Source organism: Amycolatopsis sp. WGS_07 (assembly GCF_045278895.1).
In the GTDB taxonomy this organism is placed as follows: Bacteria; Actinomycetota; Actinomycetes; order Mycobacteriales; family Pseudonocardiaceae; genus Amycolatopsis.
The window spans coordinates 6,129,810-6,145,943 of sequence record NZ_CP136053.1 but is presented as its reverse complement, the minus strand read 5'-3'; the positions used below and the strand labels follow the sequence as shown (position 1 = coordinate 6,145,943).

General features: G+C 69.1%; 15 protein-coding genes and 1 pseudogene. 8 read left to right on the top strand and 8 right to left on the bottom strand.

All coding sequences use genetic code 11. From position 1 onward, the window contains the following. Nucleotides 1-12: 12 nt before the first annotated feature. Nucleotides 13-1,233: a hypothetical protein gene (locus RPX00_RS29085; protein WP_406630109.1), complete on the bottom strand. Its 1,221-nt coding sequence runs from the start codon at nucleotides 1,231-1,233 to the stop codon at nucleotides 13-15. 622 nt (nucleotides 1,234-1,855) lie between these two features. On the opposite strand from RPX00_RS29085, the gene RPX00_RS29080 reads away from it, so the two are divergent. Further along, entirely contained in the window at nucleotides 1,856-2,764 is a 909-nt protein-coding gene (locus RPX00_RS29080) for a nucleoside-diphosphate kinase (RefSeq protein ID WP_406630107.1), read from the top strand. 16 nt (nucleotides 2,765-2,780) lie between these two features. On the opposite strand, the gene RPX00_RS29075 is transcribed toward RPX00_RS29080, so the two are convergent. From RPX00_RS29075 to RPX00_RS29065, 3 genes are all read right to left on the bottom strand, one after another. Next, entirely contained in the window at nucleotides 2,781-3,752 is a 972-nt protein-coding gene (locus tag RPX00_RS29075; RefSeq protein ID WP_406630105.1) for a class II histone deacetylase, read from the bottom strand. 77 nt (nucleotides 3,753-3,829) lie between these two features. Beyond that, on the bottom strand, nucleotides 3,830-4,657 hold the full coding sequence (locus RPX00_RS29070) for a phytanoyl-CoA dioxygenase family protein (protein WP_406630103.1): 828 nt from the start codon (nucleotides 4,655-4,657) through the stop codon (nucleotides 3,830-3,832). A gap of 15 nt (nucleotides 4,658-4,672) precedes the next feature. After that, the gene (locus RPX00_RS29065) at nucleotides 4,673-4,810 is read right to left on the bottom strand and encodes a hypothetical protein (RefSeq protein ID WP_406630101.1); all 138 of its coding nucleotides are present in this window, start codon (nucleotides 4,808-4,810) and stop codon (nucleotides 4,673-4,675) included. Between the two features lie 149 nt (nucleotides 4,811-4,959). On the opposite strand from RPX00_RS29065, the gene RPX00_RS29060 reads away from it, so the two are divergent. The 4 genes from RPX00_RS29060 to RPX00_RS29045 are packed head-to-tail and all read left to right on the top strand — an operon-like array spanning nucleotide 4,960 to nucleotide 9,678. Further along, the gene (locus RPX00_RS29060; protein WP_406630098.1) at nucleotides 4,960-5,160 is read left to right on the top strand and encodes a hypothetical protein; all 201 of its coding nucleotides are present in this window, start codon (nucleotides 4,960-4,962) and stop codon (nucleotides 5,158-5,160) included. After that, nucleotides 5,157-6,581: an amidase gene (locus tag RPX00_RS29055; protein ID WP_406630096.1), complete on the top strand. Its 1,425-nt coding sequence runs from the start codon at nucleotides 5,157-5,159 to the stop codon at nucleotides 6,579-6,581. The genes RPX00_RS29060 and RPX00_RS29055 overlap by 4 nt, the downstream gene beginning before the upstream one ends. Continuing rightward, nucleotides 6,578-8,641: an FAD/NAD(P)-binding protein gene (locus RPX00_RS29050; RefSeq protein ID WP_406630094.1), complete on the top strand. Its 2,064-nt coding sequence runs from the start codon at nucleotides 6,578-6,580 to the stop codon at nucleotides 8,639-8,641. Before RPX00_RS29055 ends, RPX00_RS29050 begins: the two co-directional genes overlap by 4 nt. Then, complete coding sequence (locus RPX00_RS29045) at nucleotides 8,638-9,678, top strand: TauD/TfdA family dioxygenase (RefSeq protein ID WP_406630092.1); 1,041 nt, start codon at nucleotides 8,638-8,640, stop codon at nucleotides 9,676-9,678. Before RPX00_RS29050 ends, RPX00_RS29045 begins: the two co-directional genes overlap by 4 nt. On the opposite strand, the gene RPX00_RS29040 is transcribed toward RPX00_RS29045, so the two are convergent. Continuing rightward, complete coding sequence (locus tag RPX00_RS29040; protein WP_406630090.1) at nucleotides 9,666-10,643, bottom strand: nucleoside-diphosphate kinase; 978 nt, start codon at nucleotides 10,641-10,643, stop codon at nucleotides 9,666-9,668. The two genes, RPX00_RS29045 and RPX00_RS29040, sit on opposite strands and share 13 nt — an antisense overlap. Before the next feature lie 54 nt (nucleotides 10,644-10,697). On the opposite strand from RPX00_RS29040, the gene RPX00_RS29035 reads away from it, so the two are divergent. The 3 genes from RPX00_RS29035 (at nucleotide 10,698) to RPX00_RS29025 (ending at nucleotide 13,116) form a co-directional block, all read left to right on the top strand. After that, the gene (locus RPX00_RS29035) at nucleotides 10,698-11,723 is read left to right on the top strand and encodes an aminotransferase class I/II-fold pyridoxal phosphate-dependent enzyme (protein ID WP_406630088.1); all 1,026 of its coding nucleotides are present in this window, start codon (nucleotides 10,698-10,700) and stop codon (nucleotides 11,721-11,723) included. Nucleotides 11,724-11,766: 43 nt separating this feature from the next. Beyond that, nucleotides 11,767-12,786: a CobW family GTP-binding protein gene (locus RPX00_RS29030; RefSeq protein WP_406630086.1), complete on the top strand. Its 1,020-nt coding sequence runs from the start codon at nucleotides 11,767-11,769 to the stop codon at nucleotides 12,784-12,786. Between the two features lie 75 nt (nucleotides 12,787-12,861). Continuing rightward, on the top strand, nucleotides 12,862-13,116 hold the full coding sequence (locus tag RPX00_RS29025) for a hypothetical protein (RefSeq protein WP_406630085.1): 255 nt from the start codon (nucleotides 12,862-12,864) through the stop codon (nucleotides 13,114-13,116). Between the two features lie 493 nt (nucleotides 13,117-13,609). Here the strand turns inward: RPX00_RS29025 and RPX00_RS29020 are convergent, their stop codons facing one another. From RPX00_RS29020 to RPX00_RS29010, 3 genes and pseudogenes are all read right to left on the bottom strand, one after another. Then, on the bottom strand, nucleotides 13,610-13,879 hold the full coding sequence (locus RPX00_RS29020) for a hypothetical protein (RefSeq protein WP_406630083.1): 270 nt from the start codon (nucleotides 13,877-13,879) through the stop codon (nucleotides 13,610-13,612). 132 nt (nucleotides 13,880-14,011) lie between these two features. Then, entirely contained in the window at nucleotides 14,012-15,013 is a 1,002-nt protein-coding gene (gene ligD, locus RPX00_RS29015; RefSeq protein ID WP_406630081.1) for a non-homologous end-joining DNA ligase, read from the bottom strand. After that, a pseudogene (locus tag RPX00_RS29010) lies at nucleotides 15,010-16,087 on the bottom strand (ATP-dependent DNA ligase). Before RPX00_RS29010 ends, ligD begins: the two are co-directional and overlap by 4 nt. Nucleotides 16,088-16,134: the final 47 nt, after the last annotated feature.

Here is a 16,134-nt window from a genome sequence, read left to right as displayed (position 1 = left end):
GGGCGGCTGCGCTCACCTGCCCGCCGGCGTCAGGCCGAGCATCTTCTGGAACCGGCGGCGCAACGGGAACGGCACCGCGCGTTCGGTGTAGAACCCGAGCTGCTCGTCCAGCGTGTACGTGATCGGGTCGGTCATGCTCATCTTCGACAGCCCGCGGGTGAGCTGCTCGAGGAAGCCGGGGAACTGCGACTGCATCGCGTACACCACGCTGTAGTACATGTTGCGGCCCAAGGAGAAACACGGATAGCGCGCGTCGTAGTTGTCCAGCGAGTACTTCGGGAAGCAGCCGTCGATGATCCGCTTCGGGCACATCCACAGCGGGAAGACGAGCGTGGTCTCGCCGATCTCCCTCGCCGGGAACGGGGCCGGTTTCATCCCCGACGACACCCGGAACATCGCCTCGCACACCACGTCCTCCAGGTTGAGCCCGGTGGCGATGTAGGAGGTGCCGACGTCCTTGGCGCGTTTCGTGAGCGCCAGCCGGATCAGCAGGGTGCCCATGAACTCGAAGTCGTCGCCGGCGAACTCGCGCTCGAACCGGTCGATCAGCGGCGTCGGGTCGTCCACCGGGATGCCGAGCAGGTCCTTGACCTCGTTCTCGTCGATCACCGTGAGGTCGAGCCCGTAGGATTCGCACAGCGCCTGCGCGCGCGGGACGCCGGCGTCCCAGTCCGGGATTCCTTTGAGGATCACCGGATCGATGGTGACGCCGTAGTCGGCGAGCCGGCTCAGGCCCAGCAGCATCGCGTTGCTGTCGCCGCCGCCGCTCACCCCCACCACCAGGGTGGAGCCCTCCGGCACCGCCGCGCGCACGGTCTCGGCGACGCGGTCGGCGATGATCTCCTTGCACTCGTCCGGGCTCAGTTTCTTGAGGAACGCCTCGGCCGTGCCGGACTCGTTGTCGAGCCGCTGGTAGAAGTATTCGGTGCCGAGCGAGGGGTCCGCGCTCTCGATGGTCTTGAAGTCGTCGAGCGCGAACAGGAACGGATTCACGTTGCGGTTGAAGTAAAGCAGGATCTCCGCCGCGTCCTCGAACTCCTCGAGCCGGGTGTCGAGCGAGGGCGACAGCCGCGGTTCGCCGCCGCTGCGCGGCACCACGTAGGCGGCCACCGCCGACCACGGGACCCGGTGCCGGTTGAGCAGGTCGACCAGCCGCTCGTTCCCGTCGCCGGCGAGCACCTGCCTGCCGTGCGCGGTGACGATCGAAATGGTGGGAGCGGGGTGCGAATCCATGCGGCCAGCCGATCCTCTCGAGTCCGGTGCGCCGGGGCGCGGGAGCGGTCGCCGGGCGCGAAATCGCGATCCGGCTCCGGAATACGGGCAGCGCGAAACGGGAGAAAAGACTCGGCGTACGGACAGCCGCGACCCAAGGCGCGCATTATCGCCACCGATTAAAAAAGACTTTCACCCCAGTACCGCCAGTGACTCCGAAGACCGAGTGTACCCATGCTGTGATCTGCGTCAAGGAGGTCTCACCCGCCCCGTTCCCGTCACCCGAACGGCGCATTTCCCGGCTTCGCACCGTCACCGGCGTTACCGGACCAGGCATTCCCGGTGGTATTGGCCCGGCCGGAACCGAGCACATAAACGCAAAAACGGACAACGCTCAACCGGCATACGGTTTCCGTTCTCATACCCGAGAAAAACCACGAATACCTGATCCCTGTTGAGTGCTCGACCACGAGGTTCCGCAGCCGCCGCGACTCGCCGCCGGGCCGTCAACCCGCCGAACGGCCCATTCCCCCGTCGCGGCGAATCCGGTTTTTCCGCTCCCGGCGCAATCCGCTCGGCCCCGATCCGGGATAGCATCGCCGCACCGGATCCGGAATCGACCACGGGGGCGAAGATCGACGACATGGACTGGGCCGCGCTCACGCGAATGCCCGCGAAGCGGACCGCTTACCGCCGCGAAACGTATTTCCGGGAAGGGGCGAGGGACACCTCCCGGATGCTCGGCGAGCGGGCCGCGTCGATCCTGCGCCGGCACGCGCTGCTGATGGTCAAACCGGACGGGGTCGCCGCGGGCAAGGTCCGCCCGGTGCTCGACTGGCTGGCGGGACAGGGGTTCGCCGTCCAGGCCGTGCAGTGCCCCGCGTTCACCGGCTTCCGGTGGCGGGAAATGTGGCGGTACCAGCTGACCTCGGCCACGGTGGACCGGCTCGCGCTGAACGATCTGATCTATGTCGGCTCCGGCCTGCTGCTGCTCCTGCGGGACGAGCGCCCGGGGCCGATGCCCGCGACGATGCGGCTGGCCTCGCTGAAAGGCTCAGCGGATCTGTCGAAGCAGAAACCCGGCACGCTGCGCGCCCTGCTGCGCCAGCACAATCGCAACTTCAGCTACATCCATGTCGCCGACGAGCCCGCCGACCTGGTCCGCGAACTCGGCCTGCTGCTGGACCCGGCGCAGCGGCGAGAGGCGCTGCACGGTCTCGCCTCGGACAGCCCGACCGGTCTCGGCCTGCTCGAAGAAGCGCTCGCCGCCGAAGCCGCGGCCACCCCGCAAACCTTCGACGCCGACGCGGCCGCCGACGCCGTGGCCGACGCGCTCAAGCGGTCCGAGCACGGCAGCCAGGCCCTTCAGCTGCTGGAACGCCTCCGCTTCGGAGAACCAGTGCCCTGGATCGAGGTGGCCGAAGCCGTCGCGGCAAGCGGAGCCGAAGTGGACCGCTGGGACCTCGCCGCGGTCGGGGCAAGCCTGATCGAATGCGACGAACCCGGCGAACCCAAGCAGATCGGCAATCCCGATCCCGCACTCTGGGCCTGACGTCCTCTGTGGACAGTCAGCCGATGTCCGGCACGTATGCCGCACACCGTGCCACCGTCTCCGCCGCCTCCACGCTCACCGCGGCCGCGAAATCCTCGCCCCACCGAGCCAGGAAAGGATCCTCGATCCCGGACTCCCCACCGGACAACGCCTCCAGCACCCGCAGGAAACACAGCGGCAGGTATCCGAGCGCGTACCCGCCTTCCTGGGTCAGCAGCAATCGGCCCCGCGCGTGCCGAGCGGCGATGTCCGCCATCCGTTCCGTCATCCAGCCGTAGTCGCCCGAGTGCAGGCACAGCCGGGCGGACGGATCGAGGTAGCCGCTGTCGAAACCGCACGCCACCAGCACGAAGTCGGGCCGGAACCGGTCCGCCGCCGGGGTCACCACGCGGTCGAACACCTCGCGGTACACCCCTCCGCCCGCGCCCGGCGGCACCGGCACGTTGATCGAGGAGCCGAACCCCGCTCCGGTGCCGCGCGCGTCGAGGCCGCCGGTGCCCGCGGGCCAGCGCCGGTCCTGGTGGATCGAGATCGTGAGCACCGACGGATCGGAGAAGAACGCGGTCTGCTGGCTGTTGCCGTGGTGCGCGTCCCAATCCACCACCAGCACTCGCCGCGCACCGAGCCGGCGCGCTTCCAGCACGGTCAGCACCCCGGTCGCGAACAGGCATCCACCGCCCGGCGACGCCCGCTCGGAGTGGTGACCGGACGGCCGCACCAGCGCGTAGCCGTTGTCCAGCTCCCCCGCCCAGATCCGGCGGCACAGCTCCCGCGCGGCGCCGACTGCCGCCCGGCCAGCGTCGGTCCACGGCCCATCGGGCTGCTCCCGCACATAGCTTTCGTCGTGGAATTCCCGCAGCTCGTCCAGCCGGGCCGGGGCGAAATCCTCGACCCGGACCAGGTCGAGCCCGGCCCGCTCGACGACCGCGTGCAAGCAGCCGACCCGGGCGCCGACGTCCCACGGCGCGTCCGGCACGAAGTCCGGCACCTGGGCGGACGGCAGGAACGCCGCGGCCGGGCCCGGCTCCGCCGCGGCGAACAGCGGCGACCAGGCCAGACCGGTCCTCAGCGGTGGTCCGTTTCGATGACGGGGAACCGGGGGTGGTCCAGCGGCTGGTCGACCTTCAGGCCGAGCCCCTCGGTCCGGTGGTTCGGCGCGCCGGTGTAGCGCGTGCGGACCGGCAGCCACTGCGTCGAGTAGACCCAGCGCGGGGTGTCGGTCGTGTTCGGCGGCGCGTAGTGCGTGATGGCGAGGTTGTGCACGGTGGCGTCGCCCGGGTACAGGTGCAGCGGCGGCGACATCTCGTACTCGTCCAGGATCCACGGATGCTCGTCGACCAGCTGCACCTCGTCGCGCCGGTTGAGGTAGCGGCCGAGCAGCCCGGCCCGGTGCGAACCGCTGAGGAACCGCAGCGAGCCCTTCTCCGGCGGGCATTCCACGAGCGGGACCCAGATGGTCAGCACGCCCTGGCGGTCCAGCGGATGGTGCGGCAGGTCCTGATGCCACGGCGTTTCGGTGCCCTCGGCGGCCTGCGGCACCTTGACGAAGAAATGGTCGAAGTAGAACCGGACCTGGTCGCCCATGAGCCTGCTCGCCGCGGTGGCCAGCGCGCGAGACTGGCCGACGTCGCGGATCCGCGGGTCCTCGTGCGAGCAGCCGTCCCACCGGGCGTACCAGTTGTATTCATTGGGTTCCAGCTGGTCGGCGTCGTCGCGGCGGACGGTCAGCGGGGCCTGCTCACCCATCTTGCTCTTGGCCCGGCGAAGGAGGTCGGCGACCGTCTCGGGCGAGAAGAAGCCGGGCAGCTTCGCCCAGCCCTTTTCCCGGTAATGGGCGATCTCCTCCTCGGTCACCGAACGGATTCCGGCGGTGGACAGGTGCTCGACCGACATCGCGCCTCCTCGTCGTCACGGTTCTTGGGAAAACGCGCGCTGCGGCAGCGCATTTCCCGGATCGCCGCGGGGAATTGTTTCCCGCGCGGGCAGCGCCGCGGAAACCCCCAGTTCGGACGCGCCGATCGCCGACTGTACGGCAGCTTCGAACACCCCGGCAAGGCTGGCCGAAAGCGTTTTGTCTCAGGTGGCGGTGCCCGGCCAGCCGAGACAACGGCGGTGCGGAATTCGCGGCGGCGGGCGGAATTTCTGCGGTAATGTCGGTCCGTGCCGCCACTGCCGCGTCTCTGGGAGGGCTCACGATGGACCGTGCGGAGGATCGTTTCGCCGCCGCGATGAACCGGGCGGGAATGGAAGTCCCGGACGATCTCCGCGAAGGGACTTTCGCCGCTTTCCGGGAACTGACCGCGATGGCGGGCCTGATGCGCCAGCCCCGCGCCGCGGAAAGCGAGCCGGCCGGGCAGTTCCGCCTCGACGTCCTGCTCCCCGGGGCGGACCGGTGACCCGGCAGCTGCACGAGCTGTCGATCAGCGAACTGGGCACCGCGCTGCGCATCGGCGAACTCACCTCGACGGAGCTGACCGAGCACACCCTCGCTCGCATCGACGCCATCGACCGCGAGGTCCACGCGTTCATCCGAGTCACGCCCGAACGCGCACTCGCCGACGCCGCCCGCGCCGACACCGAGCTGGCCGCCGGGGTGGACCGCGGCCCGCTGCACGGAATTCCCTATGCCCTCAAAGACATTTACGCCACCGAAGGCATTCCGACCACGTGCAACTCGCGGCTGCTGCTCGACAACGTGCCCACTGAGGACAGCGACGTGCAAGCCAGGCTCGCGGCCGGCGGCGGAGTGCTCGCCGGCAAGCTCAACACCGGCGAGTTCGCCCTGGGTACCAGCAGCGACCTGCCGTTCCCGGCCGCCCGGAACCCGTGGAACACCGAGCATTTCACCGGCACCTCCTCCACTGGCAGCGGGGCCGCGGTCGGGGCCGGGCTGCTCCGGCTCGCCCTCGGTTCGGACACCGGCGGCTCGATCCGCTCGCCAGCCTGTCATTGCGGCGCGGTAGGCCTGAAACCCACCTATGGCTTGGTTTCCCGGCGCGGCGTGTATCCGCTGTCGTACTCGCTGGACCATTGTGGACCGATCGCCGGGAACGTCCGGGACACCGCGCTCGCGTTGAACGTCATCGCCGGGCACGATCCCCTCGATCCCAGCAGCGCCGACCGTCCGGTGCCGGACTACGCCGCGGATCTCGACCGCGGCGTGGAGGGCCTGCGCATCGGCTACGCGCGGGAAATGTTCACCACGGTCACGGGCGTCTCCCCGGAGGTGGTCGCCGCCGTCGACGCGGCCGCCTCGACGCTGGCCGACCTCGGGGCGATCGTCCACGAGGTCCAGCTGCCCGATTTCGAGCTGCTCAAAGCGTGCGGGCGGCTCATCATGCTGGCCGAAGGATTCGCGGTGCACGAGGAAACTTTGCGCACCCGGCCGAAGGACTACGGCCGCTACACCTACCAGCGCATCGCCGGAGCCGCCGGGCTCACCGCGGCGGATTACGTTCAGGCGCAACGGTTGCGTCGCGAGCTGACCGTTGAGCTGAACACCGGAGCCCTTGCCGCGCACGACATCCTGCTCACCACCACCGGTTTCGCCCCGGCCGCGCGGCTGGACGAGTTCCCGCGCGACTGGCCGCCGCCGAGCCTGGCGGTCGGGGTGCTGACCGCGCCGTTCAACGTCACCGGCAACCCGGCGATGTCCGTCCCTTGTGGATTCAGCGCCTCCGGGCTTCCGCTGGGCCTCCAGCTGATCGGACGGCCGTTCGACGAGCGCACCGTACTGCGCGTCGGTGCCGCTTTCGAGGCCGCGGCGGGCATCAGCGACCGCCGTCCGGAGTTCGGCGCGCTGGAGCGCACGGCATGACCGGACACCGGCTGGTGATCGTCGGCGGCGGTCCGGGCGGGACGTACGCGATGGAACGCCTGGCCGCGTTGCTGTCCGCCGCGCCGCCGAGGATTCCGGTGCACATCACGGTTTTCGAGCTGAACGGCCGGTTCGGCGCCGGTTCGACGCACGACGACCAGCAGGTGTGGACGAGCTATCTCAACCGCGTGGCCAGCCAGATCGCCTTCGCCTCCGACGAGTCCAACCAGACCGACGCCCTGCTGCCCCGGCAGCTGCGCCCGACGTTCGTGGAATGGTCCCAGGACCGCTTCCGCGCCACCGGAGACAGCCGGTTCGACCTCGGACCGCAGGACGTGCCAAGGCGGTATCTGCACGGACACGCCCTGCGCGACATGTTCGGCCGCTACGCGGAACTCCTGCGGGCAATCCCGGACGTGCACGTCGATCTGCGCGCCGACGAGGCCGTCGACATCTCGCCTTCGGCCGAGCACCCGTATCTGGTGCACGGCAAAACCACCGCCCCCGTCCCGGCCGACCACATCCTCCTGGTGACCGGACATTCCCGCAACGCCCCCGCGCCCGGCACCCGGGCCGCCAGGCTTGCCGAACATGCCTCGACCGACCCGCGGGCCCGCTACCTCCCGAGCCCGTACCCGCTGGCGACGCAACTGGACGAAGCCGCTGTTCCGCCCGGCGAGCCGCTCGGCCTGCTCGGGCTCGGCCTGACCGCCATCGACGCGATACTGCACCTCACCGAAGGCCGCGGCGGCCAGTTCGTCGAGGAAGACGACCCCTCGCGTCCGCGCCGGTTGCGCTACGTGCCGAGCGGACGCGAGCCGATGCCGATCATCGCGGTGAGCCCGAGCGGCATGTTCACCTCCAGCCGCGCGGAAAACCGCAAAGCCGCCGACCAGACCGGCCTCGGCCACGCCGCGCTCGAACACCGCCCGGTGTTCCTGACCGTCCCGGTCATCGAACGGCTGCGCGCCGAACACGGCGTGCCCGCGAATCTCCCCACCGGGCCGGTGCGGCAGCTCGACTTCGCCACCCAGCTGTTTCCGTTGGTAGTGCTGGAATTGGCCGAGGTCTACTACCGGACCCTGCTCGGCGACCGCTTCGGCGACCGGCTGCGCGCCGCCGTCGCCGACCGGTACGAGGAGTTCCTCCTGCTCGGCGGCCCCGGCCCGATCGACCGCCTGCTGGAACCAGTGACCCGATGCTTCGACACCGTGCTCGCCGAAGGCCTGGACGAGGACCAAGCGGCAGCGTTCCGGCGGGTCGTGGACAACGCATACGGCCATTCCCGCGACCTCGCCGACCACCGGTTCGTCTGGCGCCGCTGGTTCGAGCCGGTCGAACGGGTCCCGGGAATGACCGGCGACGACTGGCGTTCCGCCTTGATCGTCCACATGCGACAAGACCATGCCGCGGCAGCACAAGGAAACCTCGACAACCCGGTAAAGGCCGCCTGCGACGGCGTCTGGCGCGACTTGCGGTCGGTCTTCTCCGCCGCGATCGACTTCGGCGGCCTCACCGCCCGGTCGCAGCGCGAGTTCGTGCGGCGGCATCTGCGCTACTACACCAGGATGTCCAACGGCACCGGGCTCGAACCGATGCGGCGGATCCTCGCGCTGGTCGAAGCGGGCGTCGTGGACGTCCGGATCGGCCCGGAGCCCGACGTCGCCCCGGTGCCCGGCGGCTTCCGGATCAGCGGCCCGGTCACCGGCGAGACCCGGGAGGTCGCGGTGGTCGCCGAGGGCCGCGCGCATCCCTTCGACGCCGAGCACGACCTGCGTCCGCTCTACCCGAACCTGCTGCGCCGCGGCCTGATCCGCCGCTGGCGCAACCCGCCGGACTTCGAACCCGGCGGGCTGGACGTCACGCGCGAGTTCCATCCGGTCCGCGCCGACGGAACCGTGGACGACCGGCTCACCGTGCTGGGCAACCCGGTCGAGGGCGTCGCGTACTTCCAGCTCAGCGCGGCCCGGCCGCACTCCGGCAGCTCCGTGCTCGACAACATCGCCCGCTGGGCCGGCCACGCGGTGCGGGCGGCGACCGACGAAAGGGAAACGGCGTGACGCAGACCGAAACCTACCGGGGCCTCGCCAAGGGCGAGCCGGTGCTGCGCCTGGCGGAGGCCGACGAGCCGATCGTCTTCCTCGACCGCCCGGTGACCGGCCCGAAAGCGTGGACGCGGGACAGCGTCACCCCCGGCGAATGGGTCGTCTCGCTCACCCCGGCCGCGGTGGCGGAACTGCGCGCCGTCGTGACCCGCCTGCGCGAGGCCCCGCTGCCGCTCCTCCTGCTGACCCCCGATCAGTTCTCCCTGGCCGAATCCGCCCGCTGCATGGCGCGGATCAAGGAGCATCTGGTCGACGGCATGGGCCTGGCCGTCGTGGACGGCCTGCCGATGGACGAATGGACCGACGAGGAAGCCGTCGCGGTGTACTGGCTGCTGGGCCAGTTCCTGGCCACCCCGGTCGCCACGAAGTGGGACGGCACGATGACGTATCACGTGACTGACACCGGCAAACGGTTCGGCTACGGCGTCCGCGGCTCGGCGACGAACGTCGAACTGTCGTTCCACACCGACAACGCGTTCGGCTCGACGCTGCCCGATTACGTCGGCCTGCTCTGCATCCGCCCGGCCGCGACCGGCGGGATCAGCCGGTTCTGCAGCCTGTATTCCGTGCACAACCGGATGCTCGCCGAACACCCGGACCTGCTGCGCCGCCTGTACGAACCGGCCTACTACGACCGGCAAGCCGAGCACGCGCCGGGCGCGCCGAAGGTCATGCGCGCCCGGATGTTCCGCTACGACGGCGAAAAACTGCACGCCCGCCTGGTCCCCGGCCTGATCCGGCGCGGGTACGACATGGTCGACGAGCCGATGGACGCCCGGCTCGCCGAGGCCCTCGACGCATTGGCCCAGACCATTGCCGACCAGAGCCTGTGGGTCGAGTTCACCATCGAACGCGGGCAGCTGCAGTACCTCAACAACCTGGAGTGCGCGCATTTCCGCAGCGCCTTCACCGACCACGAGGACCCGGCGCTCAAACGGCACCTCATCCGCGTGTGGCACCGCGAACACGGCGCCCGCACCTACGACGGGTGACCCACCGCCTGCGCGGTCCACGCCTCCGCGGACACAGCCGGCAGCAACGCATGCGGCACCGGCCGCTCGTTATGCACCACAAACGAGGCCGTCACGATCACGTCCCACCGATCGACCTTGTCGAACGGCACCAGCTCGGCCAGGTCGTCCCACGTGATCCGGTCCGCACCAGCGACCACCGCCCGCAACCGCGCGACTGCGTCGTCCCCGGCCACCGGAGCCAACCGCGCCAACGTCGCCTCGATGTCCAGATCGTGCGCCGGGCAATCCGCCTCGATCGCGGCGATCTCCGCCTGCGCCTGCGCCGTGCGGTCCTCGGCGAGATGGTCCCGCAGCTCCTCCAGGAACCGCAGCCGCTCCGGACGGTCGAGGAAAATGGCCAGCTCGCGCACGATGTCCGACGGCTCGTCCCCGACGTGCACGAAGTTCAGGATCCGGTTGGGCGGGTTCAGCTTCGTGCGCAGATGATGCGGCCCGCGCTTGGCCGGATCGCCGACGCCCTTCAGCTCGCTGAGCCGGACCGTCGCCGGCAATCCCGCCTCCGGCCGGACGTCGCGAGCCAGGAAGATCAGAACGTCGTTGGTGACGTACCAGAACGAGCACAGCTGCAGCCGGTCGACGGTGTAGATGTGCCAGTCGTAGCGCCACACCTCGCGCATCGAATGCCGGGTGTAGCCGAACCGGGTGGTGGCGACCGGCACGAAACCGTTGTCCGCCAGGTACTCCGCGATCGGGCCGAGCCGGCGCCCGACCACCGCGTCCGGCTTGACCACCAGCATCGCCAGCCCGCCGAGCACCTCGGCCGCGTCGTCGCCGAACACCGCGAGCAGGTCCGCCCAGCCCTCGCGGAAATACAGGTCGTAGCCGAACACCTCCCGCTTCTCCGGCACGACCGACAACTGCCGCCATTCCGCGGCCGTCGGCATGCCGTCGACGCGGTCCTCCCTGCCTGGCGTCCAGATCATCCGTTCATCCTGCCACATCGGCGCACTCCGCCAATCCCCTTTACGGAGGCTGCAATGCCGCTCGCGAACTCCTCCTACGAGGCGCTCCCGCTGCGCGACGACCCCGGCTCGCTCAACCTCGCCTGGACCCTCGACGAACGCGAACTGCTCGACGCCGACCTGCCCGCCCTGCTGGCCGCCGAACTTGCCGACGAATCGACAAATCTGTCCGCCGTGGACCGCTACCTGGTCCAGGACCCGCACGGCTCGGCCTGGCTCGGCCCGGTCGTCGCCCGCCTGTTCGGCCAGCCCGGCTGGGACTGCGGCGTCGTCTGCGGCGCCGGCGTGATCTCGTTGCTGCACGCGGTGTCCACGCTCGGCGACGCATGCGTGCTCGGCGATGTGTACCCGGATCTCCCGCACTTCATCCAGCAATCCGGCGGCACGCTCACCTCCCGCTTGCGTGGCTCCCCGCTGATCCTGCTCGACCGACCGTCCGCAGTGGACGATTCGTTCGACCGCCTGGACGCGGTCCGCGAGCTATGCCTCGAAGCAGCCGCACACGGGGGAATCGTGGTGATCGACGAGTCCTACGCCAACTACCGCCCGCTCGAATACAGCGCCGCCACCATCGCGGCTTCGTTGGACAATCTCGCCGTTTTCCGCGGCCTGTCAAAGGGATACTGGCTAGGCGGACTTCGGCTTTCCTACTGCGTCTGCTCCCCCGCACTCACCAAGCGCATGACCGCGCTCATACCGCCGATGCTCGCCTCGTCGCTCTCGCTCCGCCTTGGTGCTGCGGTGCTCTCGCTCGGCGACATCACCGTACGGCTGCGCGCCCGGATCGCTGAAGCCATAACGGAAGCTGTCGCGCTCCTCGCCGCTGCCGGGTTCCCCGCGCCGATCCGGACCCACAGCGGTCTCCCTCATCTGCACTTCGCGCAGGACTTGGCTTCGCGGTTGCGGCCGCTGGGGATCGTCGGGAAACCGCAGCCGTTCTGGTCCGGCCCGCTCGGCGCTCCGGTCGAACGGTTCCGGCTCAGCGTCCCGTTGCGTCCGTCGCGGATGGCCGAACTGGAGCGCCGCCTGCTGGCCGGGTGACGGCGGGTATCGTCGATGGCCCGGACGACAGGAGGGGTGAAGCGTGGCCAGGCAGCGGGTTCCGGTAGTGCTCGTCGCGGGGTTTCTCGGGGCGGGGAAGACCACGATGCTCAACCACCTGCTCGCCAACCGCCAGGGCGTCCGGGTCGGCGTGGTGGTCAACGACTTCGGCCAGGTGAACATCGACGCGCTCGCCGTCGCCGGGCAGGTCGACACGATGGTGTCGCTCGGCAACGGCTGCCTGTGCTGCGCGGTCGACGCCAGCGGGCTGGACGCGATGCTCGGCAAACTGTCGCGGCCCGAGGCCGGGATCGACGTGATCGTGGTGGAAGCCAGCGGGATCGCCGAACCCCGCGACCTGCTGCGGCTGATGATCGCCAGCGAGAACCCCGATATCCGGTACGGCGGGCTGGTCGAGGTCGTCGACGCCGTGGAGTTCGAGGCCGCCCGGACCCGGCATCCGGAACTGACCGAGCACCTTCGGGTCGCTGACCTGGTGGTTCTCAACAAGGCCGATCGGGTCGACGGGGACGCCCTGGCCAAGGTCCGCGCGATCGTCGAGGAGCACGCACCCCGGGTGCCGGTGCTGACGACCGATCACGGGCGGGTCGATCCGGGGCTGTTTTTCGATCCCCGGCCTCGGGAAAGCTACGGACAGTTGTCTTTCGACGATCTGCGCGAGCATGATCATTCCGAGCATCTGCACGAGCAGTTCGAGAGTGTCACGTTCACCGCTTCCCGGCCGCTTTCGCCCCGGCGGCTGCTCGCTTTTCTGGAGAGCCGGCCGGCTGGGCTTTACCGGGTCAAGGGACACGTGGACCTGGCTTCGCCGTCTCGGTTCGGGTTGCATACCGTCGGGGCGTTTGTGCAGGTCGAGCGGTCGTCTTGGGGGCCGGGGCCGCGTCGGACTGAGCTGGTGCTGATCGGTGCCGGGATTGATGCGGACGATCTTGAACGGCAGCTGGCTGCTTGTGTTGCCGAGGATGAGACGCCTGATGAGCGCGGGCTTTTGCGGTTTCTCCGGTATTTGAATGAGGACTCGCGCCACGCCGAGGAAACGTAAACGCGGCGGTTTGCGCGGCGGCAGTCGCAGTATGTCGTGGTAGCTCGAACCCAGCCTCTTTGGAGGACGAGTTCCATGACTGGTGCTGCCCGGTGGTATCTCGTGGGTGCGTTGCCGGAGGATGATCCGGTCGCGCATCTGATGACTCGTGCGGATGATCTTCGGTATCGGCGGTCTGCTTGTGGGGAGCGGGATTCCCGGACCTGGACGGCTGTTGATCTGACTGAGCCGGGGATTACGCCGTGTCCTGGGTGTGCGGCTACGTTGTCCGGTGCGCCTGTGGGGGTTGGGGCGCAGGAGCAGCTGGCGTTTGACTTGCCGTTGGGGTGAATGGCTGCGGTTTCGTTGTGGGGCCGGGGTTGCGTGGGGGCACCCCGAAGCTGAGTGTGACTACGGTCTGTGGGTGCTTGTCAAGGCGGGAAAGATGCCTTGACAAGCACCCACAGACCGTGTTTTCGGCTTCGTATCGGGGTGCGGGGGGTGTGGCTGCCTGGTTGGTTGTGTAGGCGGGTGCGGTTGGGGGTGTGCGGCTGCCTGGCTGAGGTAGGCGGATTCGCTGCCGGTTGGGACGGGGCTTGCGCCCCAATGTGGCATTGGGTGCATGTGACGCACCCAATGCCACATTGGGTGCGCAGTTCGGCGGGGGTTGGTCCGTGAAGGGCTCCTTGAGCGAATCTACGTCCGTGAAGGGGCCCTTCACGGACGGCCAAGGTTCCCGAGGGCGGCCCAAGTCCGTGAAGGCTCCCCTGCGGTGCGGGAATCGGCGTCCGTAAAGGACCCCCCGAGACGGGAATCGGCGTCCGTGAGGGGAACCCTGAGGGAATCAGAGTCCGTGAGGGTTCCCCTCACGGACTTCGGGTGGGCCTGCGGCGGGCTCCCCGACGGCGCGGCGGCTTGAAGCCGCCTTCTCGCGCATTGGCCGCAGTTGCAGCGGCGGATGCAGGGCTTCAGCGATCTTCGGAAGGTCCTCCGGGCGAGCCTTCGCCGCGAGCGTCCGCACCGTGAGCCACTTGCACAACGGGCGGACAATGCCTCCGACAACGGTGCCGACAACCGCGACTATCGCCGCCAACTCGGTGAAGCCCATCGCCATGGTCGCGCTCCCTGCCTGCCTGGCCCGGCAGACAAGGACACGTCAGCCCGACCAATGTTTCCATTGGGCAAGCTAAGGCCCCTTATCCTTAGCGCGGCGATCACTCGCCGTGCCAACCACGATACACCGGAATCACTCCTTCTTCGCCCGGCTAGGCGCAACCCGAGGAGGTTCGTTCGGCATCTTCGGATACACCGGCGGCCAAGGCGCATCCATCAGCCCACCAGCCATGTCCGCCCGAGACATCTCCAGCAGCGCCTCGATCGACTGCGGCCGGTCATTCGCCCCCGCCCACGGGTCTCCCCGCGAAGCGAGCAGCGCGGGAACGGTCGACAACGTCAACGCATCCGGCTCGACCGTGTCCAGCTCGTCCCAGGAAATCGGTGTGGAAACCTGCCCACCGACCCTTGGCCGCACGCACCAAGCCCCGAACACGGTCTTATGCGGCGCATTCTGATTGAAGTCCACGAAAACCCGCGAGCCGCGCTCTTCCTTCCACCATTGCGCGGTGATGAGATCCGGATGCCGCCGTTCCAACGCCCGCGCAAGAGCCACCGCGGCGGCCCGCACTTCGTAACCGTCCCAACGCGGTTCAAGCATGGAATAAAGGTGCAAGCCCCGGGAGCCCGAGGTCTTCACATAAACCTCGATTCCCAGCTCCGTAAGGAATTCCCGCACCAGAACCGCTGCCTCGCGCAGTTGTGGGAAGCCGATCCCGGGCGACGGGTCGAGATCGATGCGCAGTTCGTCCGCGATGTCCAACGCAGCCGCGCGGTTCGGCCACACGTGGAAGCCCAGGCAGCCTTGGTTGACCGCCCACAAGACGTGCGCCAGGTCGGCGGCCACCAACGCATCGCTAGTGGTGCCGTTCGGGGTGGAAACGACGGCGGTGGTCAGCCAAGAAGGTGCGTTCTTCGGCGTGCGTTTTTGGAACCACGATTTCCCGCCCGCGCCGTCCGGATAGCGTTCGAGCAGCAACGGCCGTCCGCCTAGCCGGTCCAGCAAAGGACCAGCCACGGCTTGGTAATAGCGTACGAGATCGAGTTTGGTCTCGCCTCGCTCCGGGAAATAGACCTTGTCCGGGCTGGAAATCGTCAATTCCACGCCGTCGAGTTCCAGCAGTTCGCCGCTCATCGGGCCTCCCCGAAAAGATCCGCCAGTTCGGCAGGCGGGGCCTCGTCCAGTTGTGCGTAGGTGCACGATTCCGGGGTCCGGTCGGGGCGGAAGCGCACTAACCGCCCGCCGTGACGGAAGCGGCCGCCTTGCAGGTGTTCGTAGCGGACCTCGGCGACCTGTTCCGGGCGAAGCGGTTCCCACGACAGGTCCTTGTCCGGCGCCCATCGGCTGTTCGCGCCCGGTCGCCGGACCTCCTCGGCCTGCCATTCCGCCCAGGTGCGCCACGGGTGCCCGTCCAGCGCGTTCTCCCGCCACGGGGCCAGCTCCTCGACCAGCTCCCGCCGCCGCGCCGCGGTGAAGCTGCTCGCGACGCCGACGTGGTGCAGCGCCCCGGCATCGTCGTACAGGCCGAGCAGCAGCGAGCCGACGCCCTTGCCGTCCTTGTGCCACCGGAACCCGGCGACGACACAGTCCGCGGTGCGCTCGTGCTTCACCTTCAGCATCACGCGTTTGTCCTGTTCATACGGCAGATCCGCGGGCTTCGCCATGACCCCGTCGAAGCCCGCGCCCTCGAACCGGGTGAACCAGTCCTGGGCGAGGTCCGGATCCGTCGTGATCGGGGTCAGGTGCACCCGCTGCAGCCCGCTCGAGGGCGCGAAAATCCCCTCCAGCGCCCGCCGCCGCTCCGCGAACGGTTCCTCGGTCAGGTCCCGCTCCCCCAGCGCGAGCAGGTCGAACGCGACGAAGCTGGCCGGCGTCTCCTCGGCCAGCTTCCGGACCCGGCTGGCCGCCGGATGCAACCGCAGCTGCAACGCCCCAGAAGTCCAGGCCGCGCGGCGTGACCAGCACGATTTCGCCGTCGACGACGCACTTGTCCGGCAACGCCTCCCGCAGCAGCTCGACCAGCTCCGGGAAGTACCGGGTGAGCGGCCGGTCGTTGCGCGAGCCGAGTTCGACCTCGTCACCGTCGCGGAAGACCACGCAGCGGAAGCCGTCCCACTTGGGCTCGTACCAGAACCCGCCGTCGCGCGGCACCTCGTGCACGGCTTTGGCGAGCATCGGCCGCACCGGCGGCATCAGAGGTAGCTCCACCCGCGCGATCCTAAGCGGAACAGACGCTGACCTGCACCTTTTTACCG

What these genes read in the sequence shown, in the direction of transcription:
- RPX00_RS29085 (WP_406630109.1), bottom strand. Translation starts at nt 1,233, where the DNA reads ATGGATTCGCACCCCGCTCCCACCATTTCGATCGTCACCGCGCACGGC.
- RPX00_RS29080 (WP_406630107.1), top strand. Translation starts at nt 1,856, where the DNA reads ATGGACTGGGCCGCGCTCACGCGAATGCCCGCGAAGCGGACCGCTTAC.
- RPX00_RS29070 (WP_406630103.1), bottom strand. Translation starts at nt 4,657, where the DNA reads ATGTCGGTCGAGCACCTGTCCACCGCCGGAATCCGTTCGGTGACCGAG.
- RPX00_RS29060 (WP_406630098.1), top strand. Translation starts at nt 4,960, where the DNA reads ATGGACCGTGCGGAGGATCGTTTCGCCGCCGCGATGAACCGGGCGGGA.
- RPX00_RS29050 (WP_406630094.1), top strand. Translation starts at nt 6,578, where the DNA reads ATGACCGGACACCGGCTGGTGATCGTCGGCGGCGGTCCGGGCGGGACG.
- RPX00_RS29040 (WP_406630090.1), bottom strand. Translation starts at nt 10,643, where the DNA reads ATGATCTGGACGCCAGGCAGGGAGGACCGCGTCGACGGCATGCCGACG.
- RPX00_RS29035 (WP_406630088.1), top strand. Translation starts at nt 10,698, where the DNA reads ATGCCGCTCGCGAACTCCTCCTACGAGGCGCTCCCGCTGCGCGACGAC.
- RPX00_RS29025 (WP_406630085.1), top strand. Translation starts at nt 12,862, where the DNA reads ATGACTGGTGCTGCCCGGTGGTATCTCGTGGGTGCGTTGCCGGAGGAT.
- RPX00_RS29020 (WP_406630083.1), bottom strand. Translation starts at nt 13,879, where the DNA reads ATGGCGATGGGCTTCACCGAGTTGGCGGCGATAGTCGCGGTTGTCGGC.
- ligD (WP_406630081.1), bottom strand. Translation starts at nt 15,013, where the DNA reads ATGAGCGGCGAACTGCTGGAACTCGACGGCGTGGAATTGACGATTTCC.